Source organism: Ruegeria sp. AG1 (assembly GCF_056541705.1).
The window spans coordinates 230,969-250,327 of sequence record NZ_JBQFYU010000002.1; the positions used below are offsets into that span (position 1 = coordinate 230,969).

The 19,359-nt window shown below is 57.8% G+C and carries 22 protein-coding genes, 1 tRNA gene and 1 pseudogene; 17 read left to right on the plus strand and 7 right to left on the minus strand.

What is annotated here, in order from left to right:
* Position 1: 1 nt before the first annotated feature.
* The gene (trmFO, locus tag ACR0B5_RS03555; protein ID WP_480538459.1) at positions 2-1,342 is read right to left on the minus strand and encodes a methylenetetrahydrofolate--tRNA-(uracil(54)-C(5))-methyltransferase (FADH(2)-oxidizing) TrmFO; all 1,341 of its coding nucleotides are present in this window, start codon (positions 1,340-1,342) and stop codon (positions 2-4) included.
* 256 nt (positions 1,343-1,598) lie between these two features.
* Positions 1,599-2,393: pseudogene (locus tag ACR0B5_RS03560) on the minus strand (enoyl-CoA hydratase); the annotation flags it as partial.
* A gap of 49 nt (positions 2,394-2,442) precedes the next feature.
* Between ACR0B5_RS03560 and ACR0B5_RS03565 the strand changes: the two are divergent.
* Positions 2,443-2,886, plus strand: coding sequence for a PaaI family thioesterase (locus ACR0B5_RS03565; protein ID WP_170700600.1), 444 nt, complete (start codon positions 2,443-2,445; stop codon positions 2,884-2,886).
* 63 nt (positions 2,887-2,949) lie between these two features.
* Here ACR0B5_RS03565 and ACR0B5_RS03570 read toward each other — a convergent pair whose 3' ends face one another.
* Positions 2,950-3,177 carry a DUF1127 domain-containing protein gene (locus tag ACR0B5_RS03570; protein WP_170659576.1) on the minus strand — a complete coding sequence of 76 codons (228 nt, stop codon included), beginning with the start codon at positions 3,175-3,177 and terminating at the stop codon, positions 2,950-2,952.
* Positions 3,178-3,276: 99 nt separating this feature from the next.
* Between ACR0B5_RS03570 and ACR0B5_RS03575 the strand changes: the two genes are divergently transcribed.
* The 3 genes from ACR0B5_RS03575 (at position 3,277) to rpsI (ending at position 5,793) form a co-directional block, all read left to right on the plus strand.
* Positions 3,277-4,680, plus strand: coding sequence for an aminotransferase-like domain-containing protein (locus ACR0B5_RS03575; protein WP_480538461.1), 1,404 nt, complete (start codon positions 3,277-3,279; stop codon positions 4,678-4,680).
* Positions 4,681-4,842: 162 nt separating this feature from the next.
* Positions 4,843-5,301 carry a 50S ribosomal protein L13 gene (gene rplM, locus ACR0B5_RS03580; protein ID WP_170373746.1) on the plus strand — a complete coding sequence of 153 codons (459 nt, stop codon included), beginning with the start codon at positions 4,843-4,845 and terminating at the stop codon, positions 5,299-5,301.
* A gap of 6 nt (positions 5,302-5,307) precedes the next feature.
* On the plus strand, positions 5,308-5,793 hold the full coding sequence (rpsI, locus tag ACR0B5_RS03585; protein ID WP_039535473.1) for a 30S ribosomal protein S9: 486 nt from the start codon (positions 5,308-5,310) through the stop codon (positions 5,791-5,793).
* Positions 5,794-5,855: 62 nt separating this feature from the next.
* Here the strand turns inward: rpsI and ACR0B5_RS03590 are convergent, their stop codons facing one another.
* The 3 genes from ACR0B5_RS03590 to ACR0B5_RS03600 form a co-directional block, all read right to left on the minus strand.
* The gene (locus ACR0B5_RS03590; RefSeq protein WP_480538463.1) at positions 5,856-6,884 is read right to left on the minus strand and encodes an alcohol dehydrogenase catalytic domain-containing protein; all 1,029 of its coding nucleotides are present in this window, start codon (positions 6,882-6,884) and stop codon (positions 5,856-5,858) included.
* Positions 6,885-7,059: 175 nt separating this feature from the next.
* Positions 7,060-7,614 carry a hypothetical protein gene (locus ACR0B5_RS03595; RefSeq protein ID WP_170548657.1) on the minus strand — a complete coding sequence of 185 codons (555 nt, stop codon included), beginning with the start codon at positions 7,612-7,614 and terminating at the stop codon, positions 7,060-7,062.
* A 581-nt stretch (positions 7,615-8,195) separates the two neighbouring features.
* Positions 8,196-8,285, minus strand: a tRNA-Ser gene (locus tag ACR0B5_RS03600).
* Positions 8,286-8,408: 123 nt separating this feature from the next.
* Between ACR0B5_RS03600 and ACR0B5_RS03605 the strand changes: the two genes are divergently transcribed.
* From ACR0B5_RS03605 to ACR0B5_RS03645, 9 genes are all read left to right on the plus strand, one after another.
* Positions 8,409-9,251 carry a DUF2059 domain-containing protein gene (locus tag ACR0B5_RS03605; RefSeq protein ID WP_480538465.1) on the plus strand — a complete coding sequence of 281 codons (843 nt, stop codon included), beginning with the start codon at positions 8,409-8,411 and terminating at the stop codon, positions 9,249-9,251.
* A complete protein-coding gene (locus ACR0B5_RS03610; protein WP_480538467.1) occupies positions 9,251-10,051 on the plus strand; it encodes a DUF2059 domain-containing protein in 801 nt (266 codons plus the stop codon). Before ACR0B5_RS03605 ends, ACR0B5_RS03610 begins: the two co-directional genes overlap by 1 nt.
* 209 nt (positions 10,052-10,260) lie before the next feature.
* Positions 10,261-10,860 carry a 50S ribosomal protein L21 gene (locus tag ACR0B5_RS03615; protein ID WP_480538469.1) on the plus strand — a complete coding sequence of 200 codons (600 nt, stop codon included), beginning with the start codon at positions 10,261-10,263 and terminating at the stop codon, positions 10,858-10,860.
* A gap of 11 nt (positions 10,861-10,871) precedes the next feature.
* Complete coding sequence (gene rpmA / locus ACR0B5_RS03620; RefSeq protein ID WP_039535512.1) at positions 10,872-11,141, plus strand: 50S ribosomal protein L27; 270 nt, start codon at positions 10,872-10,874, stop codon at positions 11,139-11,141.
* Between the two features lie 96 nt (positions 11,142-11,237).
* Complete coding sequence (locus ACR0B5_RS03625) at positions 11,238-11,846, plus strand: LysE family translocator (protein ID WP_170638686.1); 609 nt, start codon at positions 11,238-11,240, stop codon at positions 11,844-11,846.
* Positions 11,843-12,379, plus strand: a complete 537-nt coding sequence (locus tag ACR0B5_RS03630; protein WP_170638687.1) for a GNAT family N-acetyltransferase — start codon at positions 11,843-11,845, stop codon at positions 12,377-12,379. The genes ACR0B5_RS03625 and ACR0B5_RS03630 overlap by 4 nt, the downstream gene beginning before the upstream one ends.
* Before the next feature lie 38 nt (positions 12,380-12,417).
* Positions 12,418-13,452 carry a GTPase ObgE gene (gene obgE, locus ACR0B5_RS03635; RefSeq protein WP_170548671.1) on the plus strand — a complete coding sequence of 345 codons (1,035 nt, stop codon included), beginning with the start codon at positions 12,418-12,420 and terminating at the stop codon, positions 13,450-13,452.
* Entirely contained in the window at positions 13,440-14,546 is a 1,107-nt protein-coding gene (gene proB, locus ACR0B5_RS03640) for a glutamate 5-kinase (protein WP_170466919.1), read from the plus strand. The genes obgE and proB overlap by 13 nt, the downstream gene beginning before the upstream one ends.
* A 21-nt stretch (positions 14,547-14,567) precedes the next feature.
* Entirely contained in the window at positions 14,568-15,830 is a 1,263-nt protein-coding gene (locus tag ACR0B5_RS03645; protein WP_480538472.1) for a glutamate-5-semialdehyde dehydrogenase, read from the plus strand.
* Here the strand turns inward: ACR0B5_RS03645 and ACR0B5_RS03650 are convergent.
* Positions 15,827-16,423: a histidine phosphotransferase family protein gene (locus ACR0B5_RS03650; RefSeq protein WP_170641624.1), complete on the minus strand. Its 597-nt coding sequence runs from the start codon at positions 16,421-16,423 to the stop codon at positions 15,827-15,829. The genes ACR0B5_RS03645 and ACR0B5_RS03650 overlap by 4 nt on opposite strands.
* Before the next feature lie 40 nt (positions 16,424-16,463).
* On the opposite strand from ACR0B5_RS03650, the gene ACR0B5_RS03655 reads away from it, so the two are divergent.
* The 4 genes from ACR0B5_RS03655 to rpsB all read left to right on the plus strand — a co-directional run bounded on the left by ACR0B5_RS03655 (position 16,464) and on the right by rpsB (position 19,292).
* Positions 16,464-16,646 (plus strand): DUF3553 domain-containing protein, encoded by a 183-nt coding sequence (locus tag ACR0B5_RS03655; protein ID WP_170373734.1) that lies wholly within the window; start codon positions 16,464-16,466, stop codon positions 16,644-16,646.
* Between the two features lie 100 nt (positions 16,647-16,746).
* Positions 16,747-17,502 carry an L-ornithine N(alpha)-acyltransferase gene (gene olsB / locus ACR0B5_RS03660; protein WP_170548683.1) on the plus strand — a complete coding sequence of 252 codons (756 nt, stop codon included), beginning with the start codon at positions 16,747-16,749 and terminating at the stop codon, positions 17,500-17,502.
* Positions 17,489-18,343: a lyso-ornithine lipid O-acyltransferase gene (gene olsA, locus ACR0B5_RS03665; protein ID WP_170641622.1), complete on the plus strand. Its 855-nt coding sequence runs from the start codon at positions 17,489-17,491 to the stop codon at positions 18,341-18,343. Before olsB ends, olsA begins: the two co-directional genes overlap by 14 nt.
* A gap of 166 nt (positions 18,344-18,509) precedes the next feature.
* Complete coding sequence (rpsB, locus tag ACR0B5_RS03670) at positions 18,510-19,292, plus strand: 30S ribosomal protein S2 (protein WP_170466928.1); 783 nt, start codon at positions 18,510-18,512, stop codon at positions 19,290-19,292.
* The last annotated feature ends 67 nt before the right edge of the window (positions 19,293-19,359 follow it).

Sequence of the window (19,359 nt, forward strand, 5' to 3'; positions counted from 1 at the left end):
GTCAGCTTTGCGCGAGCCACTCCGTCCATTCAGTCTTTGCGCGGTCGGTGTAGGCTTTGTAGCGGTCTTTGCGTCCCCGGCGGCCACCTTTCAGGCCATCTACAGGGCGGAACAGGCCGAAATTGACGTTCATGGGCTGAAACGTCTTGGCCTCCGCGCCGCCGGTGATGTGATGGATCAATGCGCCCATAGCGCTGTCCTGCGGTACCCCGGGTAGGGTTCGGTCCATAATTTCAGCTGCCGCCAGTCGACCTGCCAAAAGCCCCATAGCCGCGCTTTCGACATAGCCTTCGACACCGGTGATCTGACCGGCGAAACGGATGTTCGGCTTTGATTTCAACCGCATCTTCTCGTCCAGCAGGGTCGGAGAGTTGATAAACGTATTTCGGTGTATCCCGCCAAGGCGTGCGAAACTGGCGTTCTCCAGACCGGGGATCATACGGAACACCTCGGTCTGGGCGCCGTATTTCATCTTGGTTTGGAAGCCCACGATGTTGAACAGTGTGCCAAGCGCATTGTCGCGGCGCAGCTGCACAACGGCATGAGGCTTCACGTCCGGCTGATGGGGGTTGGTCAGGCCGACGGGTTTCATTGGCCCGTGGCGCAGCGTCTCACGACCCCGTTCAGACATCACCTCGATCGGCAGGCAGCCATCAAAGTATCCAGCGGTTTCGCCTTCGTGAAATTCGGTTTTATCGGCGGCCAGAAGGGCGTCGATGAAGGCCTCATATTGATCTCGATCCATGGGGCAGTTCAGATAGGCGGTACGCTCTTCCTCGGTCTCACCTTTGTCATAGCGAGACTGCATCCAGGCTTTGCTCATGTCGATGCTCTCGGCATAGACAATCGGCGCGATGGCATCAAAGAAGGCCAGCGCGTCCGATCCGGTTTCGGCTTGGATGGCCTCACCTAACTTGGCTGAGGTCAGAGGGCCGGTGGCAAAGATCCACTGCCCGTCGTCAGGCAGAGAGGTAACCTCTTCATCCGTCACCGTGATCCGCGGGTGCGCGCGCAGTTTAGCCGTGACCGTCTCGGCAAACGGATCGCGGTCGACGGCCAGCGCCCCGCCTGCGGGCAAGCGGTGGGCATCTGCAGTCGTCATGATCAAGCCGTTTGCAGCGCGCATTTCCCAATGCAGCAGACCCACGGCGTTTTGTTCATCATCGTCTGAGCGGAACGAGTTGGAACACACCATCTCGGCCAGATTGCCGGTCTGGTGCGCAAAGGTGCCCACGGTGGGGCGCATTTCGTGGATCACAACATCCACGCCCATTTCCGCCGCCTGCCATGCGGCCTCGGACCCGGCCATGCCGCCGCCCACGATATGCAATGCTTGTGTCATGCGCTGCCACATAGGGCAGAGCCTAAGCGGGCGCAACTGAGCAACCGTCAAATGCTTCAGATTTTAGGGGGGTCTTGGGGTCGCCGCTGCGGGAATGTCAACGCCAGTGAGAGAAACCAGCTTGGAGGGACCTTCCGCCCACGGCGACCCAAAAGTGTAGCTGAGGCCTTAGCCTCGTCCCAGCATTGCCACAGTGTTGCCCTTTTGAAAAGTGCAAAAATGATGACAGTAGTGAAAAATGTTCGGAATAATTGTCTTATTGAGACCAATTCGGGGGTCGTTTTTCGATAAACGCAGAAATGCCTTCTTCGGTATCGCGATGCAGCATATTCTGCACCATTACCTCTCCGGTATAGGTATAGGCTTGATCCAGCGGCATCTGAAGCTGTTGATAAAACGCCTCTTTTCCGATTTTGACGGCGACGCCCAGCTTGCCTGCGATCTGTTCGGCCAAGGCGAGGGTTTGGTCGTTGAGTTGAGCTTCAGGGACAACCCGATTGACCAACCCCAGTTCCTGCGCGCGCTCGGCTGAGAGGAAACTTCCGGTGGTCAGCATCTCAAATGCCTGCTTTCTGGGGATGTTGCGGCTGAGCGCGACCATGGGGGTCGAGCAGAACAGGCCGATATTCACTCCGTTCACCCCAAAACGCGTGCCCTCGGCTGCGACGGCCAGATCGCAGGTCGCGACCAATTGACAACCGGCGGCCGTGGCAATGCCGTGGACCTGCGCAATAACGGGTTGGGGCAGGGACTGAATCGACATCATCATCTGCGCACAACGGTTAAAGAGGTCCTGGAAATAGGCCTTGCCGCCATCCTCAGACTGACGTCCGGCTGTCATCTGTTTCAGATCATGCCCGGCGCAGAAGGCCTTGCCTTCGCCCGACAGTATAACTGCACGGATCGAGCGGTCATCGCGCAGCGTGTCGAACTCGGACTGCAAGGCGGCCAGCATCTCGTCGCTCAGCGCGTTCAGCCTTTCGGGCGTGTTCATGTGCAGCCGCGCGACGGCACCTGTGTCGTTACGTTCCAAAATTGCCATCTTGCTCTCCCGCTGGCTGTTGGGCCAACTCTAGGGTGAGAAGTGAAGGAGGGGAAGCATGGGATTGGCGTTAAGCAAAGACGAGCTGTCGCAGTACCTTAAAGAGGTATTCCCGCAGGTTCATCGCGATTTCGTTGTCGAGGATCTGACCGAGGAGACGATCACCATGCGCCTTGTGGTCGAAGACCGTCATTTGCGCCCAGGCGGTACGGTTTCAGGCCCGTCGATGTTCGGTCTGGCGGATGTTTGCGTCTATGCCATGGTATTGGCGCGCAAGGGGCGTCAGTCCTTGGCAGTTACGACCAACAGCTCTCTGGACTTTTTACGCAAACCTGAAGGAGGCAAAGATCTAATCGCGGAATGTCGCCTTTTGAAACTGGGGCGCACTCTGGCCGTTGGTGATGTATTGATTTACTCGGTCGGGTCAGATCAGCCCGTGGCGCGGGCCAGTATGACCTATTCCATCCCGCCGGCCGGGTCTTTGGCTGCAAAATTCGGATAAAAAGGGCCGGGGCGAACCCCGGCCAGGGAAGAGGTCCCAAATGAATTTGGGACTGGGGATGGGTTAAAACTGCCAGAAATAGCGCTTGATTTCGCGGTCGGCTTGCAGACGGGTCAGGCCTACGTCCTTGAGCAACCTGTCATCCAGCTTTCCCAGATTGACGCGACTGCGACGACGGCGTTCCCATTGAGTGACCGCCGCCGCAAACTGCACGGCCAGCACAGCGATCAGCGGCAGCCGGGGGCTGGCGTTCAGCAGTGTAAGGGCGGGAGTGTGCATTGTGCGTGTCATCTCAGTATTCCTTTCAAATTGTATTGACACAAAGTAGCAATGTTCGGTACATATGTTTGATACATTCGCAATTGTGTCAAATGCAAAGGAAGAATTGTAATGGATACAATTTGGCCGGAGACGCTGCCAAAATCCAAAGGGCCCAAATACACCCTGGTGGCTGATACAATACGAAAAGCGATTGAAACTAAGACGTTAGATATCGGGGCCAAACTGCCCCCTGTGCGCGAACTTGCGTATCGCCTCCAGATCACTCCGGGAACCGTCGCGCGGGCCTATACGATTCTGACCGAAGAGGGCTTGCTACATGCGGAGGTTGGACGTGGTACATTTGTCGCCCCTCCGAAATCTCCGATTCTGGACGATGTCTGGTCTCGGCAGCTTCATCTGGCCGAGGCTCAGAATGCCAATCACGTCAGCCTGTTCAGCCCGAGGCTTGCGGATATGGGGCAGGTGTCTTTGATCCGCGAGTGTCTGCAGAAAGTCGCGCAGTCGGATCCGGCCTTGTTCATGAATTATCCGACACGCGATGCGTATAAACCCATGCGTCAGGCGGTTGTTGAATGGTTGTCGGACCTACCGCTTGGCAAGTTGAGCGACGACGACATTGTACTGACACACGGAGGTCAGAACGGCCTTTGCCTTGTGTTCCAGACCATTCTGCAAGGGCCCAAACCGATCGTTATGGTCGAAGACCTCTCCTATGCCGGGTTCCGTCGCGCGGCAGAGTTGATGCGGGCCGATGTGGTTGGCATCCGAATGGACAAATGGGGCATCGACCCGGCAGCGATGGAGCATGTCTTGCGCCAGACGCCAGCGCAGGCAGTCTGTGTCTCGCCCGAGGTTCAGAACCCGACCGGGCTGCACACCCCTTTGGAGCGGCGCAAGGAAATCGTGGAAATCGCACGGAAATACGATGTGCAGATCGTTGAGGACGACTGCTACCGGATGGGAGACGCAAAAGAACCAAGTTTCCGCGCGTTGGCCCCTGAGCGGGGATGGCACGTGTCTTCGATCTCGAAAGTGCTGACACCGTCCTTGCGTGTCGGCTTTGCTATTGCGCCCAGAGACCGGAGCGTGGATCTGCGCCGTTCAGCTGAATACGGATATTTTGGCCTTGCACAGCCGCTGGCTGAACTGACCCGGTTGCTACTTTCTGATCCTCGGACGCGCCAAATTGCGCTGGATGTACGCTCGCGGATGGGAGAGTATGTGCGGGTGACAGTGAATGCCTTGGGCGGGTTCGATCTGAACTGGGCGCCAGATGTGCCGTTTGTTTGGCTGCATTTGCCGTCGGGTTGGCGGGCTGCTGCGTTCAGCCGTGCGGCAGAGCGAGAAGGGATTCAACTGCGATCTGCGGATGAGTTCGCGCTGCGGGACGGGCGCGCCCCGAACGCGGTGCGCATTGCGATGAACGGGCATGTATCCCTGCAAAGGTTCGAGGATGCGATGCTCCGCCTGCGGGCTTTGCTGGACAATCCGCCTGAGCAAATCAGTGTTTAGAGTGGGGTAAAATAATACCTATTTTGTAAGTCATTAAAGAATAACAATAAAAACTTGATTGCGTGTGTTGACGTGCATTCTAAGCAGGTCTAAACCCCCTCCATCGAATTCGGACCGCTCTGTCTTGGGGCGGTCTTTCACATCAAACAGGACTATCCTGCCATGAAAACCTTTTCTGCAACACCTGCAGACATCGACAAGAAGTGGATCCTGATCGACGCCGAGGGCGTTGTTCTGGGCCGTCTTGCCTCGATCGTCGCCATGCGCCTGCGTGGCAAGCACAAAGCGTCGTTCACCCCGAACATGGACATGGGCGACAACGTCATCGTGATCAACGCTGACAAAATCCAGATGACCGGCAAGAAGCGTGAAGAGAACTTCTACTGGCACACTGGCCACCCGGGCGGCATCAAGTCGCGCACCAAACAGCAGATCCTGGAAGGTGCACATCCTGAGCGCGTTGTCGTTCAGGCCGTCAAGCGTATGCTGCCGGGCAACCGTCTGGCGCGTCAGCAAATGACCAACCTGCGCGTTTACGCCGGTGCCGAGCACCCGCATGAAGCCCAGGCCCCCGAAGTTCTGGACGTTAAGTCCATGAACAAGAAAAACACCCGGAGCTAATGACCGATGGCTGATCAGATCAATACTCTCGAAGAGCTGAGCGCCGTCGCAGGCGTTGAAACCGTGGCCGAAGAAGTCATCGTACGTGAACCCGTACGTGACGAACTTGGTCGTTCGTATGCCACCGGCAAGCGTAAAGACGCTGTTGCCCGCGTTTGGATCAAGCCGGGTTCCGGCAAGGTCACTGTGAACGGCAAAGACCAGGACAAGTACTTCGCTCGTCCCGTTCTGCAGCTGATCCTGCGCCAGCCTTTCCAGGTTGCTGGTGTTGAAGGTGAGTTCGACGTTGTTGCAACCGTCAAAGGCGGTGGCCTGACCGGTCAGGCCGGTGCGGTCAAGCACGGCATCTCGAAAGCGCTGCAACTCTATGATCCCTCGCTGCGTGGTGCTCTTAAAGCCGCTGGCTTCCTGACCCGCGACAGCCGCGTTGTGGAACGTAAGAAATACGGAAAGCGCAAAGCGCGGCGTTCGTTCCAGTTCTCGAAGCGTTAATCGCTGCGAACAACGAATTTCAAAAGGGCTCGCAATCGCGGGCCCTTTTTCTTTTCAAAGGGTTAGGGCGTAATCATCACCTTCCCGTCGCTCGTTTTCAAAGCGTCCCCTAAGTTGGTGATCAGATCGCCCAGTGTCAGACGCTCGGATACATCCGTTTTCCAACGACCGTCCGCGAAACGCGCCTGAACCTCGGTCACAACGCGCATCTGGTCGGCCGGAGGGGTGGTCATCATCCAGTTTGTCAGCCAGAACCCCTCAATCCGTTTGCCCATGAAGATCAATTGCCCGGTTTGGGTCAGGGTTGGGGCATCGCTGCCGAGTTTGCCGTAGCAAATCCAACGTGCGCGATTGGGCATGGCGCAGAAAATCTGCTCGGAAAGAGGGTCCATGACAGCGTCGAGAAAGACGCGGGGCTTCAGCTTGGCGCTCAGTTCGGCAAATTGGTGCGCAACATCAGGGTCCGTTGTGACAAGAACTTCCGCAGCCCCAAGCTCTTTCAGCATCGGAGCAGCCTCAGCGCGCCGCACCATGGCGATGGGCTTCAAGCCCAGATCCCGCCCAAGGCTGCACATCAGCTTACCCAACTGGCTGGTGGCGGCTGAAACAACAAACGCATCGCCGTCTACCTTGGCCATATCGACCATGGCCATCGCTGTCAGCGGATTGACGATCTGCGCAGCCCCGTCATCGTCCGAGATGTCGGGGCGCAGAGGGATGCACATTTGCATCTGGGTCACGACATATTCGGCCCACGCTCCTGATCCGGCGGCAACAAAGGCGACGCGCAGGCCTTGTAGACCTTCCGCACCCTTGCCCGTTGCCACAACATCTCCGCACCCTTCAAAGCCCGCAGCGGCACCTTTGACACGGGGTTGGCCGTATTCGCCTTTGATGAAGTGAATGTCTGACGGATTGACCGAAGCGGTGCGCAGCCGGATCAAAACCTGTCCGGGGCCGGGGGTAGGGACGGGCAATTCGGCGTCTGCCAACCACTCAGACGCGTCTTTGATCGTGGGGCCTGTCATCGTGCCGGAATAGCCGTCATGTTTCAGGACAACGGCGCGCATGGTAGAGGGCAAGTCGGTCATTGGTCAGTCCTTGAGTTGCGCCGGGGCCACCGGATCAGGCGTCAGCCTGACGGCAAAGAAAAACGGCGCGGGGTTCTTGTTGGGTCAAGCCAAACAAAAGCCCCGCGCCGCGTCAATTAAGCCGCGATCTAACGTCACGGCATGTGGAGATGGCCGACAGTGGACGGCCTGACCCTTATTGGCTCATCGCATTTTGCAGGTCCTGAAGCTTGGTCAGAACAGCCTCAGGCGAGGCTTTGATCTCGTCCAGGATCTTGATCACCTGATCTTTGACACCCTGTGCCATCTCGCTGTTCTGTACCGAGGCGACCATGGCGTCATAGTCGAAGTTCTGAGCTGTCAGCATGCCCTCTTCAACCCAAGAGTTGAACAACTCCTGACCTTGATCTGCCAGCGAGGCAACCTGATCACCGGCTTGGTCTGCAGCCTCGGAGGCCTGATCCGCGATTGAGTTGGCTGCCTCAGTGGCCTGATCCGCGACAGATGACGCGGCCTCAGAGGCCTGTTCGGTCAGAGATGACGCCGCTTCGCTGGCTTGTTCCGTGGCCGATTCCAACGCTTCGCTTGCGGCGTCCTGCACGGCCGAGGCCGCTTCGCTGACGGCATCGCTCGCATCCTCGGCTGCGGCTTCAAGTCTTTCGGCCGGCGTCGGTTCAGGTTGGTTGAGATAGAAATACCCGCCCGCGCCAAGACCGACGAGGACGATGATTATAAGAAGAGTACGCGACATTATGAGTCTCCTTTGGAAATTTGTGCCGCTGGGATGATCCAAATCTAGGACGACTCAAAGGGGAATTCTTGTGATTTCTCAGCAGAATACGGGTTTGGGCCAAGCTACGCTGATTGTGCGGCTTGTTCCGGCGACAAAGCGCCCACCGCTTTGCGCTTCGCATTGAATTTCGAGGATATCGCATTACCGCGTTGAGCCTGGCGTTTGAGGTATGGGCGTTGCACGAGAACGTGGTGCCGAGCGAAACCTGCGACGATGCTCGCACTTTACTGCTCGGTCGAATTTTTGGTCTTATGTGAAGGACTTCACTGCCTTTGACCCCAAAATGACCGACACTGCAGTCAGACGGGGTAAAAGAGACACTGTGGGGTCGCGCTCGGGTTCGGTTCCCAAATTAACGAGTAACGTCTTTTGTTTGAATAGGCCTATTGGGCCAAAAGGGGCACTGATCTCTCACTTTGTGGTTGAATGTGAGGGGCGGTGTGAGGGGGGCTGGATGAGGGGGTCTTGGCCAGCCCCTCTCTTCGTGCTGGATGACAGACCTGTCGGTCTGTGAAAGCAAAGAGACCATTTGGAAATTATGGCGGAGAGACAGGGATTCGAACCCTGGGTGGGCTTGCACCCACAACGGTTTTCGAGACCGCCCCGTTCGACCACTCCGGCACCTCTCCGCGGGGGTCTGTGAGGGGGGGATTTAGTGAGGAACGCGCAGGGGTGCAAGCAGAAAATTCCCAGAATTCACATTCCTTGGATTTTCCATTGCCTGCCGCAACAAATCACCTAGGCTGATAGCTATGAAAAATCGAATTGAGCGTTCTGTTGTCCCATTGCTCGCGCTGCTTGTCGCGCTTGTTTTGGTCCCTGTTTCTTCGGCTGCAGCCAATCGCGACCGGATCGAAGCCTTCCTCAATACTACCGGGTTTGATGTGGCGCTGGAGAGTATCGCGCTGGCGTCTGGCTCTGCCCCAGAAATGCTTGGCATTGACCCCGATGGGTTCGGATCAGACTGGACCCGCCTGACCGAAGAGGTCTTCGATACCGAGCTCATGCATGAAACGGCTGTTTCGATTCTCGAAGAGACATTGAGCGACGAGGCGCTGGCGCATGCGGTGGAGTTTTATGCCTCGGATCTGGGGCAAAGGTTGGTTGAGGTCGAAAATGCGGCGCATCTGAACGAGGATGAAGAGGCCAAACAGCAGGAAGGGCAGGAAATTGTAGCTGGCCTTGTGCAGGATGGCTCGCCCCGTGTGGAGCAGCTCAAGCGGATGAACAATGCGATTGATGCCAGCGGGACTTCGTTGCGCGCTTTGCAGGAGATCCAGTTGCGGTTTCTTCTGGCGGCCAGCGCGTCTGGTGTGATCGACCTGCAATTGGACGCGGATGAGCTGCGGTTGATGCTGCGGCAGAATGAGGCCGGGATGCGCCAGGCCTTGCAGCTTTCGGCGCTGGCAGGAGCGGCCTACACCTACCAGGATTTCTCGGACGCGGAGGTCGAGGCCTATGCCGAGGCGCTTGAACAGCCATTGATGCAAGAGGTCTATGAGCTTCTGAACGCGATCCAATATGAAATCATGGCCATGCGGTTTGAGGTTCTGGCTGTCCGCATGGCAGACCTTCATCCGGCTCAGGATATCTGATGCGTCTGGCACTTGCCTTTGCGGTGACATTGCTTTGGGCGCTGCCAGCTTCCGCGAATGAGCGGGCCAATCGGCTGGCGCATGCCATGAAGCTGGATCAGGTTGTGGGAATTCTGATCGACGAAGGCATGGTCCATCAGCAGGAACTCGAAGAAAGCCTGTTGGACGGTGACGGAGGCCCTCTGTTTCAGGATCAGGTTGAGGAGATCTACAACCACTCCTGGATGAAGTCCCGTCTGACCGAAGCCTTCGCCGAGGGCATGACGAAAGAGCAGATGGATCAGGCAATCGTTTTCTTTGAAAGCGATCTGGGGCAGACGATCGTAACGCTGGAGAACTCGGCCCGCAAAGCCTTTGCCGATGAGGCAATCGAAGAGATGGCGAACGAGGCCTACGAGGGCACCGAACCCGACTCGCCCAGGTTCGAACTTGTTGAGGAGTACATTCGCGCGAACGACCTGATTGACCAGAATGTCCAAAGCTCGCTGAGTTCAGACTACAACTTTTTCCTGGGGCTCTACGGCGACAGTTTGGCCGAATACGAAGAGGTTCTGGACGGGTTGCTGGCGCAGAAAGACACAGTGACGGCAGAGACGACCACGTGGTTGTACTCCTTTCTGCTTCTGGCCTATCAGCCGCTGGATGAGGTCGAGATGCGCGAGAATATCGCGTTTTCTCGAACCGAGACCGGGCAGGCCTTGAACGCGGCCCTGTTCAAAGGGTTTGACGAGATGTTTGATGGGATCTCGTACCGTCTGGGCGCGGCGGTGGCGCAGGTTTGGCAATCCTCTGATCTCTGACCGGTCTTGGGTGTTGACTTTGCCTTTCATTATGTGGATAAGCGCGCATCCCGGCCGGTTCTCCGCGCCGGGTGTCGTTATTATATGACCCTATGATACCTCACGGGGTCTTCCACACAGCCCAAACAGGGCGCGCTGTTCGAGGTGGCTTTCAAGCCAAAAACGCCCGGTAGGGGACCACAGAACGCGGGTTAGAAAAGGAAAGACGCATGTTTGCGGTCCTCAAGACTGGCGGCAAGCAGTACAAGGTTCAGGCGGGCGACGTGCTCCGCGTTGAAAAACTGGCTGCCGACGCAGGTGAAAAAGTTCAATTCAACGATGTTCTGATGCTGGGCGGCGACGCTCCGGTTGTTGGGGCACCTTTCGTTGAAGGCGCAGGCGTACAGGCCGAAGTGATCGAACAGATCAAAGGTGACAAGGTCATCAAATTCGTCAAGCGCCGTCGTAAGCACAGCTCGAAACGTACCGTTGGCCACCGTCAGAAGCTGACTCTGGTTAAAATCACCGACATCCTGTCGTCGGGCGCTGACAAGTCGGGCATCAAGGCTGCAACCGGTTCTGCTCCGGCTGGCGAAGCGGCACCTGCTGCAAAGCCTGCCAAGAAAGCAGAGGCACCCGCCGCTGCTGCCGCTGACGATCTGACCAAGCTGAACGGCGTCGGCCCTGCTGCCGCCAAAAAGCTGGTTGAAGCCGGTATCGAGAGCTTTGCCGCTCTGGCCACCTTGTCGGACGAGCAGATTGCTGCTATCGACACCATCAAAGTGAAGCCCGAATGGGTTGAGCAAGCCAAAGAGCTGGCTCAAGGCTAAGGAGAGAGAGAATGGCACATAAAAAAGCTGGCGGTTCCTCCCGTAACGGTCGCGACTCAGCTGGTCGCCGCCTTGGCGTGAAACTGTATGGTGGCCAGGCAGCCATCGCAGGCAACATCATCGTACGTCAGCGCGGCACCAAGTTCTGGCCGGGCGAAGGCGTAGGCATGGGCAAAGACCACACAATCTTTGCAACCACCGATGGCGCCGTAAAGTTCCACAAGGGACTCAAAAACCGCACCTTCATTTCGGTCCTGCCAGTGGCGGAGGCCGCAGAGTAAGCCGAAACCCAGAAGGTTTAATAAAAAATTCATGGGGGACCGGCAGAAAATGCCGGTCCCTTTTTCGTTTTAACGCAGTCGTGATCCAGAACAGCAATGCCCGTCGCAACCACTAGCTTTCTCATCTTTGCCGCCTCACAGGTTGGCACGCCGGGACCGGCAAATATGGTCCTGATGGGAACAGGTGCGCGCTACGGCTTTCGCGCCGCATTGCCCTTTGTGGCCGGGGTCGTGTTGGGCAAGCAACTGATCATTTGGCCTGTGGGCTTTGGTCTGATGCAGGTTGCCGATCAGGCTCCGCTGGCGTTTGAGGTGCTGAAATACGCTTCTGCTGCCTATATTTGCTGGCTGGCCTGGAAGATTGCCAATCTAAGGCTGTCTCGCGCAGCTGCGGATGGGAAAGCACCGGGCTTTATGTCCGGGCTCATCGTGCATCCGCTTAACCCCAAGGCCTGGGCGATGATCATTGCAGGGTTCACGGGGTTTGTTGCGGCGGGGACGTCCAGTTTTGAGGCGACGCTCACGATCGCTCTTTGTTTGTTGTTCTGCCAGATCGTTTTGCACCCGATCTGGACATTTGCAGGGGACCGGATCGCCCATGTGGTTGAAGGTCGGCCTGCGGAAAAATATCTGATGTGGACGCTCGCCAGTCTGACTGTTGCGTCCGTACTTTTTGTGTTGTTCGGAGGAGGAACGCACTCATGAAACTTGAAGCAATCATAAATCAGCCGGTCATCGAAACCGAGCGGTTCGACCTGCGCCCTCTGCGTCGGTCGGATATGGGGCTTATCGAACATTACGCAGGCGATGAGCGTGTGGCGCGCATGACAACATCGATCCCGCACCCGCTGCCGCCGGGCTCGATTGAAGCCTTCGTGACCCGCTCGATGGCGGAAGACCGGGATGAGGACGTCTGGGCGATGGATGCCACCAAGGACGATGGGCCCGAGCTGATCGGCCTGATCTCATTGCAACGACTTGATCGCAACCAGTCCGAGGTTGGCTATTGGGTCGCCCCTGTCTATTGGAACACGGGCATTGCCTCGATGGCCGTTGAGGCCCTGGTCGGTGCCAACCCGCTTGAGAACGCCAATATGTTCGCCAGCGTGTTTCAGGACAATCCGGCCTCGGCGCGGGTACTGACCCATTGCGGTTTCCAGTATCTGGGTGACGCAGAAAGCTACTCGGTGGCGCGCGACGCGAATGTGCCCACCTGGACCTATACAAAGAAACTCTGACTTGTGGCCGATGGGGCCTTTGCAGTAGGGGACAGACCATGAAATTTCTCGATCTAGCAAAGGTCTACATCCGGTCCGGGGCCGGAGGTAGCGGCTGCGTCAGCTTCCGACGCGAAAAGTACATTGAATACGGCGGCCCTGATGGCGGGGACGGCGGCAAAGGCGGGTCCGTATGGGCCGAGGTCGTGGACGGACTGAATACCCTGATCGACTTCCGCTACCAACAGCACTTCTTTGCCAAGAACGGACAACCGGGCCGGGGTCAGCAACGAACCGGTAAGGATGGTGACGACATCATTCTGCGCGTACCGGTCGGGACTGAGATCCTCGATGAGGATGAAGAGACCGTGATTTGCGACCTGACCGAGGTCGGGCAGCGGGTTCTGCTGGCCAAAGGTGGCAACGGTGGTTTTGGCAACCTCCACTTCAAATCGGCCACCAACCAGGCACCGCGCCGGGCCAATCCGGGGCAGGCGGGCATTGATCGCACCATTTGGTTGCGGCTGAAACTGATCGCGGATGTTGGCCTTTTAGGCATGCCCAACGCGGGCAAATCGACCTTTCTGGCCGCAACTTCTAACGCGCGACCCAAAATCGCGGATTATCCGTTTACCACTCTGCACCCCAATCTGGGCGTGGTCGGCGTGGACAATGTGGAATTTGTGGTGGCCGACATTCCCGGCCTGATCGAAGGGGCTCATGAAGGGCGCGGGATCGGCGACCGGTTCCTCGGTCACGTTGAGCGCTGTGCGGTGTTGCTGCATCTGGTCGATGGCACCTCGGAAACCGTGGCCGATGACTACCGCACCATCATCCATGAGCTTGAGGCTTATGGCGGAGAACTGGCCGAGAAACCTCGGATCACGGTGCTGAACAAGGTCGACGCTCTGGATGACGAAGAACGTGATTTGGCCAAGGCCGAACTGGAAGAGGCCGTTGGTGGCCCGGTCATGACGATGTCAGGTGTCGCGCATCTGGGCGTAACCGAGGTGCTGCGCGCCCTGCGTGCTCAGATCGACGAAAACCGCCTGCGCCAGAAACCCGCCGAGGAGGCCGCGCCGTGGCAACCCTGACTGCAGCCCGTCGGCTGGTGGTCAAGATCGGGTCCGCTTTGCTGGTGGATCGGAACACGGGACAGCTACGCTCGGATTGGCTGAAATCACTGGCTCAGGATGTGGCCTGGCTGAAAGGGCAGGGCACGGATGTGATTCTGGTGTCTTCTGGCTCGATCGCTTTGGGGCGCGGTGTTTTGGGCTTACCTGCAGCGGCGTTGGCTCTGGAGCAATCTCAGGCCGCAGCTGCTGTTGGTCAGATCCGTCTGGCGCGTGCCTATGAAGAGGCGCTGACCCCGCACCAGATCACCACGGCCCAAGTGCTGGTGACGCTCGAGGATAGCGAGGATCGTCGCCGCTATCTCAACTCTCGCGCGACACTTGAGACGCTTTTGGGCCTTGGCGTTGTTCCCATTGTCAACGAAAACGATACAGTCGCTACGGATGAAATCCGCTACGGCGACAATGATCGGCTGGCAGCACAGATCGCGGTAACCGTTGGTGCGGACCAATTGATCCTTCTGTCGGATGTGGACGGGTTTTATACCGGCAATCCTAACGAGGATGCCTCGGCCACGCGCTACGACACGATCGACCAAATCACGCCCGAGATTGAGGCGATGGCCGGAGACGCTGGCTCTGGCCTTTCCAAGGGCGGCATGAAGACCAAGTTGATGGCGGCCAAGATGGCGACAGCTGCAGGTTGCGATATGGCGATCACCGAAGGATCGACGCTCAACCCTTTGCAATCGCTTGAGAATGGCGCAAACAGCACGTGGTTCACGGCAACGCTTGATCCGCATGCGGCGCGCAAGCGCTGGATCTCGGCGATGAAACCGCGCGGAGAGATAACGATTGACGATGGCGCCGCAAAGGCGCTTTCAAATGGCAAAAGCCTGTTGCCAGCGGGTATCGTCGAAGTGACCGGCGATTTTGGACGCGGCGATCCGGTCGCCATTCTTGACCTGCAAGAGCGTCGACTGGCGCAGGGCATCAGCCGCTATACCGCGCAAGAGGCTGACGCAATCAAAGGACGAAAATCTTCAGAGATTGAGGCAACGCTGGGCTATCCTGGTCGCGCAGCGCTGATTCACAGGGACGATTTGGCGCTATAAAGGCGCAGAAAGGCTAAGGTTATGAAGGATCTCGACAATATTCCCGCTCTGATGGCCGATCTGGGTAAACGCGCCAAAGCTGCCGCGCGCGAGCTGGCCTTTGCCTCGGCGGAGCGTAAACATGCAGCCCTGATCGCCGCGGCTGAGGCTGTCTGGGCCAATCGCGCTCAGATTATCGACGCCAACAAGAAGGATCTGGAGTTCGGGCGTGAAAAGGGCCTGAGCCCTGCCATGATGGACCGTCTGATGCTGGATGAGGACCGCATTCAGGGCATGGTCTATGGCCTGCGCACGGTGGCTGATCAGACCGATCCGGTGGGCGAGGTGATGACCGAGTGGGACATGCCCTCGGGCCTGAATATTCAGCGTGTGCGCACGCCGTTGGGTGTCATTGGGGTGATATACGAAAGCCGCCCTAATGTAACCGCCGATGCTGGCGCGTTATGCTTGAAGTCCGGTAACGCCGTGATCCTGCGCGGTGGATCCGAGAGTTTTCACTCCTCCACCGCCATCCACGCCTGTCTGGTCGAAGGTCTGAAGGCCGCGAAACTGCCTGAGGATTCAATTCAACTTGTGCCGACCCGTGACCGCGCGGCGGTGCAGGAATTGCTGACCATGACCGACTATGTCGACGTCATCGTTCCCCGTGGCGGCAAAGGACTAGTTGGGCTGGTTCAGCGTGAGGCGCGCGTGCCGGTCTTCGCCCATCTTGAGGGTATCGTGCATATCTACATCGACAAGGCCGCCGACCCGCAAAAGACGTTGGACGTGGTGCTGAACGCCAAGACCCGGCGTACCGGTATATGTGGCGCGGCAGAGTGTCTTCTGATCCATCAGAATGTGGCCAAAACCCTTGGGCGCGACGTGATTGCAGCGCTTATGGCCGCCGGGGTCGAGGTTCATTCCGAAGGTGTTCTGGCCGTCGATGGAACCACGTCAGCCACCTCTGAGGATTGGGGCAAAGAGTTTCTGGACAGCATCATTGCTGCCAAACCCGTTGCCAACATTGACGCCGCCATCGCGCATATCCAGCAATATGGCTCGAACCACACAGATTGCATTATGACCGAGGATGACGCGGCGGCTGCGCGCTTCTTTGAGCGGCTGGACAGCGCGATCCTGATGCACAATGCGTCAACGCAGTTTGCGGATGGCGGTGAGTTCGGAATGGGCGCTGAAATCGGAATTGCCACGGGCAAAATGCATGCACGAGGTCCTGTCGGTGCAGCACAATTGACCAGTTTTCAATATCTGGTGCGCGGAAACGGTACAACCCGAGCCTAGAACCTCAGGGTGACGCGGGTTGTGCCGGTCTCGACCGCAACCCGCCGCCCCATGGCCGCCGCCGTTTCCGGCAGCAAGGCAAACTGAACCTGCGCAGGGGTGAGTTTGTTGGCGAAGTTGCCCGTGGCAGCATTCTTCCACAAGTCATTGTCAATGTTCAGTTTATCGGCCGTCCCAGTCACCTGCCAACTGGTGTCAGAGGTCGAGATATCGACCTGCCCACCAAACGGCATCGCGCTCTCGCAGCACATAAGGGCCAGAAAGGCCAGTTTGACCTGATTGCGTGGCACAGCCTCGGTCAGGTTCCAGTTGACCCGCACACGACCTGCTCGTTCCACGTCTTTTAGCAACTCGGCGACCTCGCTGCGCCCCAATGGCTGGTCGCTGGCCGAGCCAAAGGCCACGCGAAAAAACCGAATGCGCGCGCCAGCACTGCCGACACTGCCCGAGATCAGCTCCATCTCGGGGCCTTGCACCGCGCCAACCATATCCAACAGCTCTAGCCCGTTGGTGATGGCCCCGATCGGGCTGATCAGATCGTGACAAATGCGCGATCCAATCAGCTCGGCCAGGTTGACGTCTGTGGCGCCCATGCGTACCTCCTGCTGTATCTGCCACCGGACCGGAGCCCCCATGACAGACCTCAATGCCATTCTTGCACCGGGCATGTTCGTCCGCCACCCCGATTTCCCCGATTGGGGCGTTGGACAGGTGCAGTCCAATATCGGGGGCAAGATTACCGTGAACTTCCGCGAGCAGGGGAAAGTGGTAATCGACGGATCGCGTATCGCCTTGATGCCGGTCTTTGATCCGTGAAACTGGTTTAGGAAAGGTTAACGCCAGACGCCAGATGGGACCTGTATTGCCTTTGGGGGAACAGCTGCGCTATCAGCCGGAGGCAACTTCAAGGAACGACATGCCGGATTCAGGCCCTTCTTTCACCATCCGACTCGCTGAAACCGAACAGGACCTGCGCGCCGCGCAGCGCCTGCGCTACGACGTGTTTGTACGCGAACTAGGTGGTGGCGGAGAGATGGTCGATCACGATGCTGGACTGGAGCAGGACAAGTTCGATCCGTATTTCGATCACATGCTGGCGATCGACGATCAAACCGGGGAGACTGTGGGCGTTTACAGGCTGTTACCGGGCGAACGTGCAGCAGAGTTGGGCCAGTTTTACTCCGAAGACGAATACGATCTGACCGTTCTGAAGCAGAGCGGTCGCAAGCTGCTGGAGCTTGGCCGATCCTGCCTGCATCCGGACTATCGCGGCGGCACGGCCATGTATCACCTGTGGAATGGTTTGGCGGCCTATGTCACCGAGCGTGAGATCGAGGTTCTGTTCGGTGTTGCCAGCTTTCACGGCACCGATGTCACCGCGCTCGCCCAACCCTTGTCGATGCTGTATCACAACCATCTAGCGCCCGAAGATCTGCGGGTGCGTGCGCAGCCGGATGTGTATCAATCCATGAACCTCGTGGCACCTGAAGACCTCGACCGCCGGGCAGCCATGGTGCAGGTTCCCGCGCTGATCAAAGCCTATCTGCGTTTGGGCGGGTTTGTGGGCGAGGGGGCCTTTATCGACCACAGCTTTAACACCACCGATGTCTGCTTGATCCTAGATACCGCGCGGATGAACGAGCGGCAAAAGCGCATCTATGGCGGAGCCTAAAGCCGTGAGTGATCCGCTTTGGAACAGTGACGACGCGCCGGATGCTATTCACCTTGGCGTTTTGGGGTGGGTATTGGTTTTCTTGCGTGGTGTACCTTTAGCACTGTTGGTCTTTGGTGGCTTGATCATCTTGTTGGCGATACGCCTGATCGAACTCCCCTTATTCGGTATTCGTCGACCGATCACGCCGTTCATCACCCAATTTGTTTGCCGCAACGCCTTTCGCATTCTGGGCATAGGTTTCCGAACGTCCGGAGATCTGATGGTGGAGCGTGGAGCAGTGGTGGCCAACCACACCTCTTGGTTGGATATCTTTGCGCTGAACGCCCGCAAACGGGTGTATTTCGTATCCAAGGCCGAGGTGGCGAAATGGCCAGGTATTGGTTGGTTGGCACGTGCAACCGGAACTGTCTTTATCGAGCGCGACCGGAAGAAGGCAAAAGAACAAACGCTTGTGTTCGAAACTCGCCTGAAAGCGGGGCATAAGTTGCTGTTTTTCCCGGAGGGAACCTCGACCGATGGCCTCAGGGTTTTGCCATTTAAAACAACGCTCTTTGCCGCGTTCTTCGCGGATGAGTTGCGAGATTTCATGTATGTTCAGCCGGTCTCGGTGGTGTTTCACGCACCTGTGGGTGAACCGGACCGGTTTTATGGTTGGTGGGGCGACATGGATTTCGGCCCGCATTTGTTGAAGACGCTCGGTGCGCGCAGGCAGGGGGCGGTCGAGCTGATTTATCATGCGCCAGCCAAGGTCAGCGACTTTGAAAACCGCAAAGCGCTGGCTGCGCATTGCGAAGAGGCCGTCCGTCATGCGCACAGCTTGGCGCGGCTTGAAAAATAAGGGCGATTGGCCCTTGCGCTGCATCCCAACCTGCCGTATACGCGCGCCATTCAAACCCGCAGGCGGGGTTTGGGCTTTTTGAGGGAGACATCCTCATCAAGACCGCCGGTTGGAGCATCCGCTTCTTTCACCCCCGCCAAGGCGTAAACCGGAAAAGGAAAATAGCATGGCTCTTCCCGAGTTCTCCATGCGTCAGCTGCTAGAAGCTGGCGTTCACTTTGGTCACCAGACACAGCGTTGGAATCCCCGCATGGGCCCGTTCATCTACGGCTCGCGCAATGGCATCCACATCATGGACCTGACCCAGACCGTTCCGATGCTGGACCAGGCTCTGCAAGCTGTTCGTGACACCGTCGCAAAAGGTGGCCGCGTTCTGTTTGTTGGTACAAAGCGTCAGGCCGCTGGTCCGATCGCTGAAGCGGCTGAAAAGTCGGCTCAGTACTACATGAACCACCGCTGGCTGGGCGGCACGCTGACCAACTGGAAAACCGTTTCCCAGTCGATCAACCGTCTGAACCAGATAGACGAAGCCATGGAAGCGGGCGCAGAAGGCCTGACCAAGAAAGAGCGTCTGGGCATGGAGCGTGACCAGCAGAAGCTGCAGGCTTCGCTGGGCGGTATCCGCGAGATGGGCGGCGTTCCTGATCTGCTGTTTGTCATCGACGTCAAAAAAGAAGCACTGGCCATCGCAGAAGCCAACAAACTGGGTATCCCGGTTGTGGCTGTTGTCGACACCAACTGCTCGCCCGACGGCGTTGACTACATCATCCCCGGCAACGACGACGCAGCCCGCGCGATCTCGCTGTATTGTGACCTGGCCGCACGTGCCGCTCTGGACGGCATGACCGCTCAGATGGGTGCTGCAGGCGTTGACCTGGGTGCCTTCGAAGAAGCACCGGTTGAAGAAGTCGTTGCAGAAGAAGCCGCCGAAGCTCCGGCCGAAGCGTAAGCTGCCCGTCACGTAATTGACACATGGGGCAGGGTATGACCTGCCCCAATTCCGTTTGAATTGAGGA

Excerpts from the sequence above, each read along its gene's own strand:
- rplM (WP_170373746.1), top strand. The coding sequence starts at position 4,843 with ATGAAAACCTTTTCTGCAACACCTGCAGACATCGACAAGAAGTGGATC.
- ACR0B5_RS03655 (WP_170373734.1), top strand. The coding sequence starts at position 16,464 with ATGACAGACCTCAATGCCATTCTTGCACCGGGCATGTTCGTCCGCCAC.
- obgE (WP_170548671.1), top strand. The coding sequence starts at position 12,418 with ATGAAATTTCTCGATCTAGCAAAGGTCTACATCCGGTCCGGGGCCGGA.
- ACR0B5_RS03575 (WP_480538461.1), top strand. The coding sequence starts at position 3,277 with ATGGATACAATTTGGCCGGAGACGCTGCCAAAATCCAAAGGGCCCAAA.
- rpsB (WP_170466928.1), top strand. The coding sequence starts at position 18,510 with ATGGCTCTTCCCGAGTTCTCCATGCGTCAGCTGCTAGAAGCTGGCGTT.
- ACR0B5_RS03570 (WP_170659576.1), bottom strand. The coding sequence starts at position 3,177 with ATGACACGCACAATGCACACTCCCGCCCTTACACTGCTGAACGCCAGC.
- ACR0B5_RS03565 (WP_170700600.1), top strand. The coding sequence starts at position 2,443 with ATGGGATTGGCGTTAAGCAAAGACGAGCTGTCGCAGTACCTTAAAGAG.
- ACR0B5_RS03605 (WP_480538465.1), top strand. The coding sequence starts at position 8,409 with ATGAAAAATCGAATTGAGCGTTCTGTTGTCCCATTGCTCGCGCTGCTT.
- rpsI (WP_039535473.1), top strand. The coding sequence starts at position 5,308 with ATGGCTGATCAGATCAATACTCTCGAAGAGCTGAGCGCCGTCGCAGGC.
- ACR0B5_RS03615 (WP_480538469.1), top strand. The coding sequence starts at position 10,261 with ATGTTTGCGGTCCTCAAGACTGGCGGCAAGCAGTACAAGGTTCAGGCG.
- ACR0B5_RS03650 (WP_170641624.1), bottom strand. The coding sequence starts at position 16,423 with ATGGGCGCCACAGACGTCAACCTGGCCGAGCTGATTGGATCGCGCATT.
- olsA (WP_170641622.1), top strand. The coding sequence starts at position 17,489 with ATGGCGGAGCCTAAAGCCGTGAGTGATCCGCTTTGGAACAGTGACGAC.
- ACR0B5_RS03645 (WP_480538472.1), top strand. The coding sequence starts at position 14,568 with ATGAAGGATCTCGACAATATTCCCGCTCTGATGGCCGATCTGGGTAAA.
- olsB (WP_170548683.1), top strand. The coding sequence starts at position 16,747 with ATGCCGGATTCAGGCCCTTCTTTCACCATCCGACTCGCTGAAACCGAA.
- ACR0B5_RS03590 (WP_480538463.1), bottom strand. The coding sequence starts at position 6,884 with ATGACCGACTTGCCCTCTACCATGCGCGCCGTTGTCCTGAAACATGAC.
- ACR0B5_RS03610 (WP_480538467.1), top strand. The coding sequence starts at position 9,251 with ATGCGTCTGGCACTTGCCTTTGCGGTGACATTGCTTTGGGCGCTGCCA.
- ACR0B5_RS03630 (WP_170638687.1), top strand. The coding sequence starts at position 11,843 with ATGAAACTTGAAGCAATCATAAATCAGCCGGTCATCGAAACCGAGCGG.
- ACR0B5_RS03625 (WP_170638686.1), top strand. The coding sequence starts at position 11,238 with ATGCCCGTCGCAACCACTAGCTTTCTCATCTTTGCCGCCTCACAGGTT.
- rpmA (WP_039535512.1), top strand. The coding sequence starts at position 10,872 with ATGGCACATAAAAAAGCTGGCGGTTCCTCCCGTAACGGTCGCGACTCA.
- ACR0B5_RS03595 (WP_170548657.1), bottom strand. The coding sequence starts at position 7,614 with ATGTCGCGTACTCTTCTTATAATCATCGTCCTCGTCGGTCTTGGCGCG.
- trmFO (WP_480538459.1), bottom strand. The coding sequence starts at position 1,342 with ATGACACAAGCATTGCATATCGTGGGCGGCGGCATGGCCGGGTCCGAG.